Annotated in this window: 6 protein-coding genes; 4 read left to right on the top strand and 2 right to left on the bottom strand. The window is 57.9% G+C overall.

Annotation, left to right across the window (positions count from 1 at the left end):
- Positions 1-54: 54 nt before the first annotated feature.
- The 3 genes from CKW18_RS22275 (at position 55) to CKW18_RS22265 (ending at position 15,376) form a co-directional block, all read left to right on the top strand.
- A complete protein-coding gene (locus CKW18_RS22275) occupies positions 55-10,128 on the top strand; it encodes a TcdA/TcdB pore-forming domain-containing protein (RefSeq protein WP_095190781.1) in 10,074 nt (3,357 codons plus the stop codon).
- 87 nt (positions 10,129-10,215) lie between these two features.
- Positions 10,216-11,637: a TolC family outer membrane protein gene (locus tag CKW18_RS22270; RefSeq protein WP_095190795.1), complete on the top strand. Its 1,422-nt coding sequence runs from the start codon at positions 10,216-10,218 to the stop codon at positions 11,635-11,637.
- A gap of 61 nt (positions 11,638-11,698) precedes the next feature.
- Positions 11,699-15,376, top strand: a complete 3,678-nt coding sequence (locus CKW18_RS22265) for a PAS domain-containing protein (RefSeq protein WP_095190780.1) — start codon at positions 11,699-11,701, stop codon at positions 15,374-15,376.
- Here the strand turns inward: CKW18_RS22265 and CKW18_RS22260 are convergent.
- Together CKW18_RS22260 and CKW18_RS22255 are read right to left on the bottom strand one after the other, a co-directional pair.
- The gene (locus CKW18_RS22260) at positions 15,357-16,277 is read right to left on the bottom strand and encodes a LysR substrate-binding domain-containing protein (protein WP_095190779.1); all 921 of its coding nucleotides are present in this window, start codon (positions 16,275-16,277) and stop codon (positions 15,357-15,359) included. The two genes, CKW18_RS22265 and CKW18_RS22260, sit on opposite strands and share 20 nt — an antisense overlap.
- 20 nt (positions 16,278-16,297) lie before the next feature.
- On the bottom strand, positions 16,298-17,275 hold the full coding sequence (locus CKW18_RS22255; protein WP_095190778.1) for a PleD family two-component system response regulator: 978 nt from the start codon (positions 17,273-17,275) through the stop codon (positions 16,298-16,300).
- 702 nt (positions 17,276-17,977) lie between these two features.
- Between CKW18_RS22255 and CKW18_RS30655 the strand changes: the two genes are divergently transcribed.
- Positions 17,978-18,154, top strand: coding sequence for a hypothetical protein (locus CKW18_RS30655; protein WP_170947302.1), 177 nt, complete (start codon positions 17,978-17,980; stop codon positions 18,152-18,154).
- The last annotated feature ends 147 nt before the right edge of the window (positions 18,155-18,301 follow it).

Here is an 18,301-nt window from a genome sequence, read left to right as displayed (position 1 = left end):
TGAACGCGCCATTTATTTTTATTCGGACGAAGAGAAGGTAACGGGGTGAATACTATGAAGTTCAATCAAGAAGGTATTAAAGCCGACCAGGCATCAGGCGTTCCACAAGCACTGGTGGACGAATATAAAACCATCGCCAAAAACAATAAAACCATCTTGTTGTTCAGACTGGTCAACCCGTTTTCCACCGGGTTGATCAGTGAGGGCAGCAGCACCAAAAACCTCCAGGTTCACGCGAAATCTGCCGATTGGGGGCCACAGTCTGGCTATATTCCCGCGGATCCGTCGTTGTCCAAACTCTGGGACGGCACTACCGCCGTATTTGAAAAGGCGAAAGCTGATGTCAGCCACAGTCTTGAGCTGGGGTATACATCGCCGCAATTGAAGTTGAGTGAGCAGCGATTTCAATTTCTGCTGCAATCCAGGCTGATCAGCACGATCAAACCGGATGGCACCTTTTCAGTGTTCGGAAAAGGAGAGGGCGCCTTTGAGTTTCGTGCGGTCGCCGAGGGCAGTCATTACGCTATCAGTTACCGACGCCCGGGTGAATCTGCCTACACAGCGCTGCGCATACTGGCAGACCGCAAAGGCAGCCCGTTGACGGCGGACATTGATATGTTTGCCATTGTTCCGCACTTGTCGAATTTCGCTGAACCCGCATCCTCCGGAGCCACCGTGGTTGACGCTGGGCAAAAAAAATCTGCGGTGATGTGGGGCAAAGCGGTGGAGGGCGCATTGAGAAACCTCGGCGCGGCAGAGCGTCGGACCACTCATGACATGCTCGGAACCATCAGCGACTTTGAGCTCAATATCCGTTATCTGATGAATGACGCGGCCCTGTCATTGGGCATGAAAGAGGTCGTCAATCATGGCACCGAGCAAGATAATCCGTATCCCGAAAAAGACGAATTCATTTACGGGATTGATCCGGGAGGGGCGTCGTTCATCGCCACCAGAGCGCAATTAAAAGACTATATCGCCGCACAACGCAGAGAGGGTTTTGTCTTTCATGAAAACCGCATGTACTCCGCAACCGCCTTGCAGATTATCCAGGACGCCGCGGCTGATCAGTCTAAGTTGATTACATCGCAGGTTGTCCCAAAAATGCAGGCCAGACGCCTGGCCTCTTATCTGAACGAACTAAAAGCGGTGTTTTCGCCCTCGGGTACCTTCCCTGATCGCAAATCCCTGGATCGCGGCCCTGTCGGACGGCTCAGTGAACGCTTTGAGGTGATTGGCGAGGTGCATGATCTGCTGAGCAAGCAACTGCTCGAAAGCGCTGTGACTCCAGCAGCGAATGCCGGGCGGCTCACCAGAAGTGAACTCGACGCATTGAATCTCGGCGGGTTGGAAAAGGCCCTTGTCGAACGTGTCAGCGCGATGCCGCTACCCGCCGGTACCACGTTGACTCAAAGCCAGATCGCGCGAATCGCGAACCTCGCGGTCGACGGTATTATTCGACAGAATTTCCGCAAGCTCACGGAATTGATGACCTATCTTGGATCACTGGATTTTCCCTTTGAATCAGGAATGAATACTGACCTGCTGCTGGCATCCGGTGGCGCGGTAAATGCGCAGTATCAGGCTGCGTTGAATGAGCGGATGCCGGCGGAAGGCAAGCCGCTGGTAGCGACGCCGAACGATATCGCGGCTATTGGTTTCGTGCAGAAAATAGCAGAGAGCCTGACCCAGGCTGTCAATGCCCCAGCGTCTGCTACAAACGACGCGATCAAGAAAGCCACGAGTCAAGGTCATCGGGACATGGAGGGTTATTTGCGCTCGGTGAGTGCGACCCTCGCTGCTAATGCTTACGGCACCGTTTATGTGGCGCCTGATGCCGGGGGCAAGTTCGACGGCACCTTCTGGAACGCCGATCTCCCGATGTTGCGTGCCTTGCAGAAGTCGGGGCTGATCGGCGACATCCGGGTTTTGCATGAGCCGGCGGATAGTTATCGGGGTAAACAGCTCAAGGATGTCGGATCGCTGCTGACCGCACAGGATACCGAGTTACTGGTCAACTCCAGGAGTCTGGTAGAACCGGTGTATCTGGAGGTGCTCGCCGGCATGCACAAGCGATGGGTTCAAGGCGAACCCATGGCTGACCTGATCAGTTTGCATCGCGAAGTGAAAGGTTACATCGACTTTAATCCGAAATCCGCACGCAACAACGCATTGCTCCTGCTGCTTAAGCAAACGGGGAACAAGCTGCTGGAAATCGATGCCATGGATCGCATGGATGCGGGTAGTCGAGTGACAGCGGCCAAGGCTAACCGCTTGGGTGAGTCGCAAATCTGGACCCGTGAACAACTGACTGCCCATGCAGCGGTTTTTGGCAAGACACGGGAAGAGTCCTACCTGCGCATTCTGTCGCTACTCGATGCATGGCAAGGCCACCGGCAGTCTGACTCATTCCCGATCCAGGCGGACAAAAACGGCGAGTTCGTCGCTTATTTGCCTTTTAAGGGCGACGTTATAGACCAGTACTCGAATCAGATTTCAAGCAAACCGGCTTTCGACATGTTGCGCAGCATGTGGTCCGATATTGAGGTGGTCAGCGATGCCGCCGCTGGCAAAGCCACATTCAAGTTTCAGACAGGCGCGCAGACCGAGATCACGTTCAGTCCCGCCAGTACGCTGGCACAGGCGTTTGCCCAGCAAAAACAATTGGCGAATCTGCAAATTGTCCTGTTCATGAGCTTCAAGCCGGAGACCATGCCCGCGCAAATCACGATCCTGGGCGATCAGGTGACGGCCAGCAAAAACATCGGTGATACACCCACGGTCATCTCCAACGCCCAGAATGACGGCTCATGGAGCACGCCCACGAGCGAAGCGTTGCTGGCGGTAAGGCGTGATGCCCCCGCGAGTTCGACGCCTGTGGTGTCAAGCCGGTACGTCGACCGCTGGGCTACGCCTGTGGTTCAAGGCAGCCCGGACGGCAGCGATAGTCAGTACGCGGCGCAGATCATTGTTCAGACCCAGAATGAGGGCACAGTGGCGCGGGCGGCTGCCGATCTGGCGGGCAAGCACCCTGACAGCTCTTTGGTGATACAACTTGATGCCGATGGCAACATGCGGCTGGTCTACGGTGATCCAGCGATCTTCCAGAAGCTTGACGCAATCGACAAAGTGCGCTGGCAGATTGTCGGACACGGTGAGGGTCCGGTCGGCGCGCGCACGCTCGGTGATCTGGATGCTGCCCAGTGGTCACAGCACATTCGCCGTTTTCAGCAAAGCCTTTACGACGAGTACAGCATCAGTTCGGTGCCGGCGCGGATCAGCCTTGTCGGCTGCGCGGTCGAAGACGCCGACCTGCTCGGTGGTTTTGGGCACAAGCTGGTGGAAGCCTTGCAAATCCCGGGTCTCGAAATATCGGCCCGCAGTGCCAACGTCGTTGTCCAGGCGAAAGGAATCAAAACCACCAGGGATGCCGACGGCAAGTTGTGGCACAAAGACCCTAGGCACAAGGTCGTGCTGGAATGGAGCCCGGACCAGGGTGTGACCGAGGTTTTCGAGTCGCTGCCGTCACGGGCACTGCTGGGGCGCGATGGTATCGACGTAGGGGCCCTGCTCGACGACCTGCGCCTGGGTCGGGTTGCATTGGAACAGTTGGGGGCAGCGCAGAATTATGTCCTGACGCTGCTGTTCCCCGGGGACAATGACGAACTGGATCAGGCGCAATTGCGTAGCGTTCTTGAAGATGCAAGTACCTTTAAAACCTTGCAGGACCTGCTTGCCCGGATGTTCAAAACCCCTGGTAGCAAGGTTGATCCGGTCAGCGTGGATGCCGCTGATCTGGTCCGCCAGGCTTTCGATATCAATGGGCAAATCAATGCCGGATCGGCGAGTACGCGCGGCGATTTGGGCGGTCGTGCAGGCAGCATCGATATCCGTCAGTTCGCCGCCAACCCCGCGCTCTTTGCCAAGACCCATGCCCTGAGTGTCGAGACGCTGGTCAGCTCAGGACGGTTGCCGGACCAGGCTTTTGCCAAGTTGATCAAGATGAACGCCGATGTGTACGAGGTCGAATACACCGCGACCAGTGGCTCTGACACCGTGGCGGCTTACTTCCTCGGTTACAACGGCCCCAATCAGGGCAACGCGTCGCCGGCCTACATCGATATCCCCAAACAGGCCGCAGCCGGGAGCTTTCTGTTCACCGGTACGTTGTCAGGCTCCTCGCTGGTGGTGACCAGCCTGGATGCCAATACTTTACGTGTTTACCACGATGGCCGGGTCAACAGTTCCGTGCTCTACGACAATGTGGTGATGTCGGTGGACTGGAACGACTACCGGATCGGCGCTACGGCGGAAGGGATCGCCGCGGCGTACCTGCAGTTCGTCGATGGTCAATGGCAGTTGGCGGTCCAGCGCCAAGAGTATCGCGGCGCTGACAGGGCCCTCTCGCCAACACTGAGGGTCATGGACGAACCACTGTCAATCCAGCTCGCCGATAGCCAGATCGGACCGCACAAACTGGCCGAATTCACTGACTATCGCGAACAGGTACACCAACGACTGAAGAAACTGGCCGGCCAGTTCGCTGTGTCTACCGAAGGCGTCAAGGACGGTGTGTACAGCGGGGGAGCATTCTCCTACGACCATCCGGCAATTGCCGCATGGACTGCCTTGCGCCAAGAGGTTAATCGCAAGTATTTACTTGAGATCGCCCAATTGAAGGCTCAGCGCGACGAGCTTTATGAACAGCGGAGTACCGCGTCGCGGCCACAATTGATCGATCAACAGATCAAGCAAAACCTCCTTACCCATGAATATTACAAGGCGCAGTTCGACCCGGTCTTGCGTGAGAGCGGTTCTGTCGACCGAAGCTGGCTATGGACGCAGATCAAGGCCAAGGAGGGAATGCCAGGCGTCCTTCGTTTTGACGATACCGACCTGCGCGGTGGAGACCAGGATGCAACCAGCAGCCTGGGCGAGCGCTACGCAAACTTCGAGGCGTACCAGCGAGGCGCACTGGGCGCTGAGTTCATGCAGGGATTACGCGCTTTTCGCGACATCAGTATTCCTGGCGTGACCCAGAAAATGTCGGCGCTGGACATGAAGCAGCTGTTCATCGAAGGGCAACTCACCGCGCAACAACGGGGAGCCTTGAGTGCTCGTATCGAAGAAATCAGTCAGGCCGAAAACATTGAAAAGGTACTGAAACATACAGCCTTGCTGAGCGAGGGCTTCAAGCGCGCGGGAAGTACGTTCAGTCAACTGGCCCCGCGGGACTTCTATCTGTCGCTGGTCGGTGATCGATTCGGTGGCCGCTGCTATCCATTGGTCAGGGCGATGGCGGTGGCACTGGCCGACGCCGGCTCTACTGGCATCAACAGTCTGGTGCAAAAACTGTTCCTGGCGGCCGCGGAGCCGCAAGCAGGAAGTTCGACGTTGCTCAAGAACAGTCTGGTCGGGCTGCATTCCAATGGTGATGCGGTGCAGGCGTCTACAGCGGTAGGCAAACTGAATTTGGCCGATGTGGTCGGGCGGCTCAAAGGGGCGACTGGTACCTCGACATTTGCCCTCAACACCCGCAATCACTCAATGCTGGTAGCGAGCACGGCTATGGCTAAGGGCCGTCGCTATTATTTTTATGATCCAAATGTCGGGATCTTTGCCTATGACGATACAGCCAGCTTTCTCAAGGCAATGGAGCAGCATCTGGTAGGCAGAGGGCTGGCAGATTTTTACGGCGCTTTCGGCAGCAAGCAGTCTCCGGAATTCAATCTGGTTCAGATCGATGCCGACAAGATGGCCAGAGTCCAGGTAGGTAATGGTTTGGAAGTGGCCGATCTGAGCCGTCCAGGCGAACTGGCGACAGTGATCGGTCAGCGTCGGCAAGTGCAGGAAACCGTCAGCGCCCAGTCGCGGATTGCCGAAGATATGCAGTTGCGCGGCAGCCTGATGAGCCTTGATGTTGAGCAATGGGGCGCCAGATTCGCCGAGTCCAGCACGCGGCTTGCGACGGAAAATGGCCTTGACCCGCGCTGGATGCCGATCATCGCCACAACCGAGGACCAGGGTGCAGGCAATTATCGGGTGCAATTCATCAACCGTGATCAGCCGGAGCAGAGTCGCTGGCTGAACACCCGGGATTCGAACTTTACCGAATTTCGTCGCTTTATTGATGAGCACACCGCTACGCTGGGCAAGCATTTCACCCTCGAACGCGGGCAGATGCGGCCTCGGGGCAGTGTGGGTGAGGCCGGTTCGATTGATGGCCTTAACGCCGGATTTGCCTTGCAGACACTGATTCAGTGGTTTGCCGACAAGCAGCGTGACGACCGCGCCCGTGGTGTCGATTCGACTGATCTGGCGACTGCACTGAAGATCCATGGCTACCTCAATATGGTCCAGATGGGCCATGGGGTTTTGCAGGACGTGGGTAAGGTCACCGAGCTGGTGCGCACCGCGCTGCGTGGCGAAGTGGTCGCCGGCGAGGCCACTGTCAAAGACTTCGCGTCGACCCTGGGCCACACCGTCAGTGAAGGGGCTGGCGTAATCTTCGGCGGCGGTATGGTGATTCTCGACGCCTATGAACTGGCCCATGCTGAAAATGAAACTCAGAAGGCAGTGTTCGGCACTCAATTGGCCTTTGATTCGGCAAGCTTCATCACCGGGGCCGCAGGTATCGGTGCGGGCATGTTGGGCGCGACTTCGGCAGGAGCCTTGCTGGGCGGTGTCGGAGTGATTGTCGGCGGGCTCGCTGTTGGCTTTACCGGATTGGCTCAGGCCTTTGGGGCGGTCGCCGAGGATGCCAAGGCGGTGGGGCGCTACTTCGATACGGTCGACGATGCCTACAAGGGCCATGGCTACCGCTATGATCAAGCGCACAAAATGTTGGTGCCACTGCCCGGGGCGGTGGTCAAGACACTCGACCTGCAACGAAACCAGATCAGCTTCGACAGTCAGTACATCTACCGCACTCACTCGGGCAGCTCGGGCTCTGGCAAAATCAACTATTTCGTTTGGGCCGGCGATTATCCGGTAATGGTCAAAGACCGCAATCAGGCGATCGAAATACGCAGCGGAATCGGCTACCGGAATGCAACCTCCACACTCGATCACGGCGAGAGTAACGTGGTGATTTTGCCGGGTACGCCCAAGTCCTACATCAGCTATGAATACGGGCAGTTGCCTTTCGCGACCATTCGCCACGATGCCGGTTTCGATGTGATCCGACGCCTTGAGGAAGACAAGCGTTTCGACTATGACTTCTACATTTTTCCTGCCGAGCGGACGATCCGCAAAATCTTTCAAGAATATGTAGCGACCTCAGTCGAGGTGAAACTTGATCAGCGTAACCGGCAATTGATCGTGCCCGAGTTGCCCAAAGAGCTTCACGGTTTCATGAGCTACGAGATCAAGGGGGCGGGCGGCGAGTATCTGGTCAGCCTTAAGGAAGGCGCTTGGTTGAAACTCTCAAGCGAGGTTCCGGCTTTCGCTGCGAATACCGAGGTTGAGATCCATTCACTCGATGGCACGGTGGGTGGCGGTGTTCCATACAGCCTGGTGGGCAACAAGCCTTCGCGCTGGATCATCGACACTAGCCGGCTCGCTGGAGGCAACATCCAGGTCCTGCGGGATCGGGTGGTGATCGGTGGGGTCAGTGTTCTGCTGGACCCGGCCACTAATGGGCGGGTATTGCTGGTCAATGGCAAGGATGAGGTGCGTGAAGTCGATTTCACCAACCTGAGTGCTCGCGTGGTGTCCGAGGATGCTAGCAAGTGGCAAGCTCCCGGCCAGGGAATCGAAAAACATCTGAAGGATCTGGCCAGCGCGCATCAGTTACATGGGCAGTACGTGGTAGTCGATAACTACCAGCACAACGGGCGCAATCTTGGACGCGCTTACTACAACGTTGCCAAGGACCGCATGATGTTCACCGACACCTCCGAAGTGAAGGCCGGGAAGGCTCAGCTCGGCGCGGTGATAGGTGACTACGCCTACTTCCACGATGACGAGAACGCAGCGGCATGGCGCGTCGATATCGCCAGTGGCAAGGTCGACGCGCAGTACACGCCATGGTTCAACGACAGCGTGGGCAAGATCAGTCGATTGTGGGCGGAGGGCGGAGAGGTCTATCTGGCGCGTCGGTATGACGGCCAGGGAGAACTCAGTTACCGCCTCGTCGGTGATCGTATGGAACTGGTCAGCGCTGTCGGCGACGATGCTCTGCTCAAACTGTTGGCGCGTACCCGTCAGCATGACGATGCATTCGTGAACTTGCTGCAAGGCTACGAAAGCTTCAGCACGCAGCGCGAAACTCCGGTTTACAAGGTCGGTGGGCGGCTGATTCATCCGGTTCCCGCCGCCTTGGTCACGGTGTTTGGAACCGATGCGGCGGGGGTGGCGCATCGTTATTGGATACGCACTACCGATGGCATGCTGATCAAGCCGAATCTGGCACCGCCGGCGGATCAGGTTCTGCGTTTTGAGTCGCCCGAGAGGACCCGCAGTGCCTGGACAATTCCAGCCGATCTGGTATTGGCGGGCAGCATTCACCAGCCCAATGGGCAGGAAGTGTTTTTCTTCTACAGCAAGTCGCAAAAGGTCCTGTTCCGCCAGAACGGAGCAGGCCAGGCGATTCTCGATGCCACTCATCCAACGGCTTTGCGCATGGATATCCCGGAGCTGGCGAACGTGTTGGCGCTGGAGGGCCAACTGCTTGCGGTCACTGTGGACGGGCGTGTGGCCCGGCTTGATGCGCAGGGCTCGCTGAGCTACGAGGCCGTCAATGAGCATTGGCTCAAAGGGCGTCCGACGTGGTGGCTGGACTTGCCCAAGGTCACCGGCGCTGACGCCACCCTGGCCGTGTTCGGGGTCAAGGATCGCGACGGCCAAGGCGCGCTGTCGGTGTGGTACCACAGTGGTCGTGTGGTGGTGGCTGCATCGTCATTGCAGGGCAAGCCATTGCAATTTGTCGGCTTTGAAGACGATGGGGTCACGGCACGGCTGTTCGAACCCGGCAGCGGCAAACTTTATCTCCAGCCCTCCATGGCTGCGGATGCGTTGGCCACGGCATTCGGCAACGATGCAGTGCTGGATGCAGCGGCGAAAACGCCTGTCGCGAGCGAACTGACACCGACGATGCAGCTCAAGTCAGTGCTGCAAGTCGAGAGTGGATTGCGTCTGACAACGCACAGCGGCGAGATTTTGTTGCGCACCAACAAGGGCAACTTACAGCTGGTGGCAGTCGATGAAAAATGGCAGCAGGACAACCTGACGCGCTTGCCAAAAGCCCTTGCCGAGTTGGCCGGGCAGTGGCGGGCGAAGGGTGTGCTGACCTTGCAGGGCAAAGCAAGTCGAGGCTGGTTCGATATCGACAGTGGCCAGATGTTCTCCGGCAAAGGCATCGCTGCCACGGACAACCTTGATTTTGTCGGGGTAGGCGAAGGCGAGCAGGCGGCCTATGTGTACAGTTCGACAGCCCAGGTTCTTTATCGGGTCAACAGCGAGGGCGCGCAGGCCTGGAATCACTTCACCGGGGTCGACCGTACCGATTCCTCCCTGTTGCTTCAGGGCACGGGGGGGGCAAGCGGCACAGACGAACTGGCACCACCGCTGCTCACCGGGATCGCTACGCTGGTGCTCCATGGTGGCGGTGGTCACGATACTTACCGTCTGAGCCAGAAAGCTTGGGGGCACTACCGAACCATCGTCATCGACAATGAAGATTCAGGCCTGGCACTGGACCGCCTGATTCTGCCGCCGACCGTTTCGCCAGACATGCTGGTCAGCCGGCATGGCGACGACCTGATTCTGACTGACTCAGCGACGGGCACCGCACTGATGATCCGTAAGGTGCTTGGCGAGCAGGCAGCGGTGCATCGTCACCTGCTGATTGAACTGAAAAGCAACCGGGAGGTGATCGACATCAATTACCTGGCCAAGGACTTCGCTGGAAAGGAAAGTCTTCAGGACGGACTTGTCCAATTGTCCTGGAGCAAGCAGCAGTCCGCCAAGCCGTTAGATGAGGGGGGTGTTTTCGCACACACGAAGAGTCCAAATCTGGCCAAGTTAAACGGTATCATGGCGACTTTCCCTGATGAGGGCGGTAGCCGCGAGAAACTGCCGATGAACCGCCAGAGTGTGCCAAGCGTTCTGGTGCCTTCGATGTCTTGATGGCGCAGAGGAGATGACAGGAGGAGCGCAATGCTCCTTCTGTCGCTGCGTACTTTCGATCCTTTTTTTGCGGAACAACCCAGCATCATGAACCGATCAATAATTTTCTCACGGCAAGCCGTTGCCGGCTGGCTGCTGGTCGCTTGGCTGCCCGCCGCGCCAGCCATCGCCGCCACCAGCGATCTCTGGCAGGTCTACCAGGATGCTCAACAGAACAACTCCGAACTGGCCGCCGCCCGTTTTGACCAGGCTGCCCGGGCCGAGGCTGTGCCCCAGGCAAGGGCCGCATTGTTGCCGACGTTTTCGGCGGGTGCGGAGATCAATAACAATGAGACCACACTGCAACAGCCTGCGCAGCAGACCCGGCGCAGCGGTACCAGTTATCAAGCGACGTTGAATCAACCACTGTTTCGCATCGATCGCTGGTTCAGCCTCAAGGCTGCCGAGGCGCAGAGTGAACAGGCATTGCTGGAGTTATCAGCGGCCGAGCAGAAGCTGATGCTCGACAGCGCTCAGGCTTATTTTGGCCTGCTCAAGGCGCAGGATGGTCTTGCCGCGAGCAAAGCCGAGGAGGCGGCGTTCAAGCGTCAGCTCGAACAGGCTGACAGAGGGCTGCAATTGGGGGTGTCTGATCGCACCGATGTGCTGCAGGCCCAGGCCAGCCATGACACGGCACGGGCCAGTCGAATCGTCGCGCAGAAACAACTGGACGATGCCTTCGAAGCCCTCGATACCCTGAGCCATCAGCAATATCCGGCAATCCAGGGCGTGCGCCACGATATGCCAGTGTTGCTGCCCACACCCAACGATGCACGCGCCTGGGTCAACACCGCCATGCAACAAAACCTCACACTGCTGGCGAGCCGGCAGGCCCTGGAAGCCGCGCAGCAAACCCTGAGCGCGCGCAAGGGCGGGCATGCGCCTACCCTGGATGCGGTGCTGCGTTATCAGACCGGCGACAACGATAACCTCGGCTACGGTAACAGCAGCCTCAGAGGTGGCGGTTATGGCGGTGATGTCGAGCAACGCTCGATCGGGCTGCAACTCAATATCCCGCTGTTCAGCGGTGGCCAGGTGAGTTCTCAGGTGCGCGAAGCGCATCACCGGCTGAACCAGCGCGATGCTCTCAACGATAACCTGCGTCGCCAGGTGGTCGAGCAGACCCGAAATCTGCACCGCGGTCTCAACAGCAGCGTCGAACAGATTCAGGCACGTCGCCAATCGATCATTTCCAACCAGGGCGCGGTGCTGGCCTCGCAGAAGGGTTTCCAGGTCGGTACGCGCAATATCGTCGATGTGCTGGAGGCCCAGCGTCAGCTCTACAGCGCGGTACGCGAGTACAACAACAGCCGGTATGACTACATTCTCGATACACTGCGCCTGAAGCAGTCGGTCGGAACCCTGGCCCCTGAGGATCTTCGAGCGCTCTGCGACTTCCTCAAGCCGGACTACGATCCGGATCGTGATTTCCTGCCGCCGGAGTTCCCCCGCCAATTGGCGAGACGCTGATCGAGGCGCAGCAGGTGGTGGAGGGTTACAGTGACGGGCAGGGTGATCAGCGGGGGATCCGATGTTGCATAGATTAATGACGTTCTTTGATCGCCATAAAGTGTTTTGCTACGCATGGGGCATAATCCTTTCCGTCGGTGGTGGGCTGCTGCTGGGCAATCTCTACCGCGCACAGGCCGAGCAGCGTTACCGGATCGATACCCAGGCCATGACTGAGGACTATGCCGCGCGCCTTGGCGCCTGGAACGCTGACGGTTTCGCCATTGGCGCACTGTCGATGCTCGGGCGGCATGCGCAGTCGCTTAAACAGGTGATCAGCGAGCCTGCGCCTTCGACCGCTTTGAAAGTAGAGGCCGCCACTCCATTGAAAAGCCTCGCCTTGGTGGTTGGCGCAGGTCATGCCTATGTCGTCAATCAGCAGGGTGTGATTGTGGCGGCGTACGATAGCCTTGGACGTTCGGTGGAAGGTTTGAACATAGGCTTTCGCCCCTATTTCAAGACCGCGATGCAGGGCAAACCGACTGTCTACGGTGCCATCAGCCGCACACTGGGCCAGCGCATGTTTTTTATGGCGGCGCCGGTGTATGCCTCCAGCACCAGCCAGGATAAACCTATCGGCGTGGTGGTGGCGGGCTTTGATGCACGGGTTCTGGACGCTGAGCTGAACAAAACCTCCCGCCACCATCTGCAGATGATTCTCTCGCCTGGTGGGGTCGTGCTGTCCTCCAATCTTTCCTCGCTCTTGCTCAAGTCTGATCGGTCGTGGTCACCTGAGACATTTACCGGTGATGTGCGCCAGCAATTTGGCAACTACCCATTCACCAACGGCGTACCTGAACGGCTGCCGTTCGATGTCGGGCAACCGGTGGTGTCATTCGAGGGGCAGCGCTACGCCGTGTCCCGGAACAGTTTCGACTGGAACGACCCGAATGGTTCCTGGGCCGTTATCAGCCTGGACAGCCTGGATGCAGTCCTTTCCGAAGGTCAGTTTCTGTTGATCGAAGGCGCCAGTGCGCTGTTGTTATTCCTGATGTTTTGGGCTGGCCTGCGGCGGCTGACCGATGCTGTGCAACACAAGCGTGATATGCAACGTATCGAACAGAGTGAGCGGCGCCTGGACCTGGCGCTGCAAAGTGGCGCGTTGGGCTTGTGGGACTGGAATGTCAGCCTGGGCACTATCATCAACAACGATGTCTGGATGCGGATGCTCGGCTACAGTCAGCCGGAGCTTGATCGGACATTTGGCAATGGTCTGGAACGCTGGACCTGCCTGGTTCATCCCGAAGACCGTGAACCGACCATGACGAGGCTGATGGACCACCTCAATCATCGCGTCGGCGAGTATCGCGCCGAATACCGGATGCGTCACAAGAGCGGGCGCTGGTTATGGGTACTGGACATCGGCAAGGTCATGGAACGCGACGCTCGGGGAGAGGCCATTCGTGTGACCGGGGTGCTGCAGGACATCACCCAGTCAATCGAAGTGCAGCGATCCATCGTGGACAGTCAGACCAAACTGCAGTCGATGATTGCGAACATTCCCGGCGTTGTGTTTCGCAGTCTGCCCAGTCGTGAGCGCGAGATGGTATTTCTCAGCGATGCCATAGAAACGCTCAGCGGCTACCCCGCGCACCATTTCCAGTCCGGGCATGCCTATCGGGAAATCGTTCACCCTGATGACCTGGAGATTTTCAACCGCAGCCTGGACAGCACCAGCTATATCCTCGAATACCGGATCATTATGGCCAGCAACGAAGTGCGTTGGGTCTATGACAAGGGCCAGATCATCCAGAACAATGGCTTGCCGCAGTACCTGGACGGGGTTATTTTCGATATCAGCGAGCGCAAGGCAGTGGAGGCGCAAGTACAGCAGTCACGCCAGGAGGCGGAGCTGGCGACCCAGGCCAAGTCCGAGTTTCTCGACAACATGTCCCATGAAATCCGCACGCCGTTGAACGCCATCATCGGCATGGCTCATCTGGTTCTGGGCATGCCGTTGGAGAGGGCGCAACGACAATACATCGAGAAGATGGATCGCGCGGCCAAGGGGTTGGTGAGTGTCGTCAACAGCGTGCTGGACCTGTCCAAGATCGAGGCCGGCAAGTTAAGTATCGAACAGGTCAGCTTCGATCTTCATGAGATGGTTCAGGATGTGCTCGGCCTCATGAGTCAGCGCGCCCGTGAGCGGAACATCGAGCTGCGGCTGGATATCCCTTCACACTTGAGTCGCGTCTATATTGGCGATCCATTTCGCCTCACTCAGGTGCTGATCAATCTGGTGGACAACTCGATCAAGTTTACTGACGTCGGGCATGTGACCCTCGGTGTGCGCCAACTGAGTCAATGGAGCGACACCGCGATGCTGTGCTTCAGCGTCGCTGACACGGGCCTGGGCATGAGTGAGGAGCAGCGCATCCGCTTGTTCAGCGCCTTTGTCCAGGCCGACCCGTCCATCAGCAGACGGTACGGCGGCACGGGGCTGGGATTGACGATTTCCAGGCGCATTGTGCGTCTGATGCAGGGCGATATCTGGGTCAACAGCATCGAGGGGCAGGGCAGTGAGTTCAAGTTCACGGCCCAGTTGAAGTTGGCGCACCCTGCGTCGACCAAAGAACTGTCGCCCAGACCGGTTTGCTTTGCGGGTAATACCGGTGGTGTTACCACGCTCACTGATTCGGGAATGTCCACCTGCGACTATGCGCAGCTATTAGCCGGTGCGCGAATCCTCGTGGTGGAGGACAACCTGTTGAACCAGGAAGTGGTGGACGGGTTACTGCAACACGCCAAGGTCCACGTGGTGATGACGGAGAGTGGCGAAGAGGCGCTTAACCTCTTGATGCGCGACGCACAGTTCGATGCTGTGCTGATGGACTGCCAGCTTCCCGTCATGGATGGCTACGAAACGGCCAGGCAGATTCGCCTTCATGCTCATTTGCAGAGGCTGCCGATCATCGCGGTCACGGCCAACATCCTGGCGGATGTGAAGGGCCGAGCCTTATCTGCCGGAATGAACGATTGCATTACCAAGCCGTTGGAGATCAAGGCTTTCTACCGGACTCTGGTGCGCTGGATCAAAACGCGGGAATTGCAGGTGCTGCCGTCGGTCATTGAGCCACCGTCGGCGGCAATGGTGTCCCCCCCGGAGTCATTGCTGGCCCTCGACGGCTCGTCGATCAACACCGCACTTGGCCTTGCGGTGGTCAATCAGGACGAAGCGCTCTACGCGCATCTACTAAGGATTTTTTATGCGGATAATCAGCAACTGCTTGAGCATCTCTGGCTTGCTCACGAAGCTTTGGACACGACCGCCATCGGCCGTCTGGCCCACAGTCTGAGGGGGTGTGCCGGGCATATCGGGGCGACGGCGCTGCAAGAGGCTGCAGGATTGCTGGAAGAAGGCTGCACGCGCGAGGTTGATACCGCGTCGTTGATTCACCGCGTGGCTGACTGTCTACGGCCGGTGCTCGCCGATCTTGCCGATTTTACCGCCGAGGCGGTGCCCCCAACGGCTGTCAGTCCGCCTCTGACAAATGACGAAAAAGATCTGCAACTGGATCGACTTGCTCGTTTGCTGGTGGAGGACAATGCCGAAGCCCTGAGCCTGATTGATCGACTGTGCCAGCAAGACGACGGCGCCGGTTTGTGGGTTATCCAGGAACTGATCTATGACCTGGAGTTTGCCCAGGCCCACGCTTTACTGGTGCACTACCGCCAGTCGGTCACCGACCGCATGCAGTGAGGAGCGCCTGACAGGCCGCCACACGCTCCTCACACACTTGCACCAGTCGACGGTGCAGGGCCCGCAACGGTTCGCAGATCTGCGAACGGTGCGACACCACCAGGTTCAGCGGGGCCGGATCCCCCAGCCAGCCGCCCAATAATGGCAGCAGGCGGCCGGCGGCCAAGTCGTCGGCGACAGTCAACAGCGGCAGGTAGATCACGCCATGGCCGGCCAGGGCCCAACGGCGGGCGGCGTCGCCATCGTCGCAGTGGAAGAGTCCCTGCACCCGCACCTCTTCGACCTCGCCCTGGGCATGGAAACGCCAGCGCGATTCCGGCCGGCCGATGCTATGACTGATGATGCAGTCGTGTTCGCCAAGTTGCGCCGGGGTGACGGGTGCCGGGTTTGCGGCCAGATAAGCCGGGGCGGCACAGACAATGAAATGGTGGTGCTTGAGTACCGGCAGTTCCACCAGATCCAATGACAGGCTGCGGCCAAAGCGCAAGGCTGCGTCGAACTTTCCTTTGAGCAGGTCTTCTTCCTTGTCGCTCAGAGACAGCTTGATGTGCAGTTTCGGTTTCTCCTGCTTCAGTTGGGCCAGCAGGTCGAGCAACAGATGACGCCCCAGGTCTGAAGACACGGTGAGTTCGAGCATGCCGTCATCATGAGTCAACGAGCGCTTGCCCATTGCGAGGATCTTCAGAGCATGCTGTGCGCTTTCCAGATAGCGTGCGCCCTCGGAGGTGAGTTTCATGGTGCGGGTGGAGCGGGTAAACAACCGCACGCCCAAGCGGTTTTCCAGACGCTTGAGCGCCATGCTGGCAGCGGCGGGGGTGATGGACATGGCACGAGCAGCAGCCGACAGGCCTTCCAACTCGGCGATGAGTACAAACAGCTCTAGATCTTCCAGGTTGGCCATAGTGAATACTCGCTGTTTGCTCAGAGGCCGGGAAAGTTAGAGGAGGCGGTGAGCATCGCCGCTGACAGTGCCTGCTGGTCACTGGGCAGGCATGACATCAGTTGCTGGTGATCGAGCATCTGCCTGAAGGCGTGGGCATGCCGTTGGGGTAGATCGATGCCGGGTTGCAGAAGCGCCAAGTGATAGATCAAGGCCAGGGTGAACAGGCGTGTCGACAGTGGCGTGGACTCGAGATCTTTAGCGCTTGCCCGACTATCGAGCAGAACGCTGGCGTGGCTGATGCTCCAGGCCTGGTTGAGCAAACGGTCTTCCGGGTCGACATGGTTGAGTATTTCCTCAATCAGCAACCGGCTATTGACGAGCGCCTGGGAAAGACTGGCATAGGGCTGATTGAGGCCGATCAACGCCAGGCAGGCAGCGCTGCGAAACTCCGCCGGGTCGCTTTCGACGACGCTGTTGTCGAGCAGGATCGTCAGGGTATCGAGGAGCGCATCCAGGCGAATGTGCGGGTTTTGCGCCAGCTGCAGCGCCAGTGCGCAGGTAAAACCGTCACGCATATTGCTGCCCGCTGACGGCTCGGCGGCCGGCTGCGGGCTATGTAGCGGTTTGTCCCGGTACCCCAATTGCGCCGCCACCCGGGCCAGCACGACTGGCGGCGAAATCGGCTTGGCGATGTAGTCCGCAGCGCCAAGCAGCAAGCCAAGACGCTCGTCCTCAATGCTGCTGCGCGAGGTCAGGAAAATCACCGGAATGGTCGCCGTGGCCGGATGGTTCTTCAACTCACTGAGCACCTGGAAACCGTCCATGCCCGGCATGGTGATATCGAGAATGATCAGGTCAGGTCTGGAACTATGAGCCAGCTCGATCCCGCGTTCGCTGTTCTTGGCCAGCAGCACCTCATATTCAGTGGTCAGCGTCTTTGACAGCACGATCAGCGATTGCGGATCGTCGTCGATGGCCAGAACTGTATAGGAATTGGAGAGGCGCGCAGAGTGCATGGTATGTTGGCCTGTGCAAGGTAGGAGCGCAGTCTAGCCTATTTAACTTGAATCAATAAATCGCCCCGGATTTTCTAGACACCTTGCAAGCTCATTGCAGAACGTTTTTCAAACTCTATCGGTGACAGCTGATTGTTGAAATATTCCTGGGCAGTAGAACGTTCGCAACTGAGCTGGAGAAAATTGAGCTCGTGGAAGCACTCGATCAGTAAGCGTTCAACGAGTGCTTGTAGCGCAATACATGATTTAACGAGTGGGCGATGTCAGATGTTCATGAATCGCTCATCGGGAGAACACCGCTGGCTTAATGCTCCAGAAATGAATGCGGCTGTTCATCGATTGATGTTCATAGACCTAGTTTTCTCCGCCGTCCTTAGCCTCGTCGCCCCGACCTCTGATGGTCCCAGTCCAGATGGTGATGGATGCTGATTTTCAAAAAACCATGTTTGGGGATCTGTTTGGAAATCGGGTAGTCGCTGGCAGGCTAAGAATTGGGCAGTGTTGCCTGTCCCGGATCTGGTCGCTCATGGCCCCTCCTTATACGGAGGTAATTAGGGAAGCGGAGCCTGTTCACTATCCCTTGAGCGAGCTGAAAAATGTCAAACCTCTGTTCACGCTCTCGGCCTGCTGTTATTCATTTCCGACTGCAACCTTGACGCAGCGGTCACCCGCTTAGCACAAATTGCCTTCAGCAAACTAAAGGTGGATGAAACTTTGGGCAATTTGATGGGGCTCAACCCTTTCCATGACTTTGCAGCTTGGTTCACGCTGAAGAGCATCCAAAATTTGCCTCCAATCCTGATCCCTGCGATGAGCGTGAAAGAGGAAATCACCTTGAAGGTCGTCGAAATGAAGACGCGCGCTGGGTTACCAAACTGAACCCGCGCGGACAACCTTCTTAGGGAAACTCTGAAGAAGACTTCCTGATTTTGGCAAAATACCGGGACTCCACCCGCCGAGTTTTCCGATGAAACAGATGACCTTCGCTGACGCCGAGTACGCAGGCAAGCGTAAGCAGACCCGCAA

It is taken from the genome of Pseudomonas sp. Irchel 3E19, assembly GCF_900187585.1.
GTDB classification, from domain to species: domain Bacteria; phylum Pseudomonadota; class Gammaproteobacteria; order Pseudomonadales; family Pseudomonadaceae; genus Aquipseudomonas; species Aquipseudomonas baetica.
Note: the sequence above shows the minus strand (reverse complement) of the source record. Positions and strands in the feature narration are given on the sequence as shown.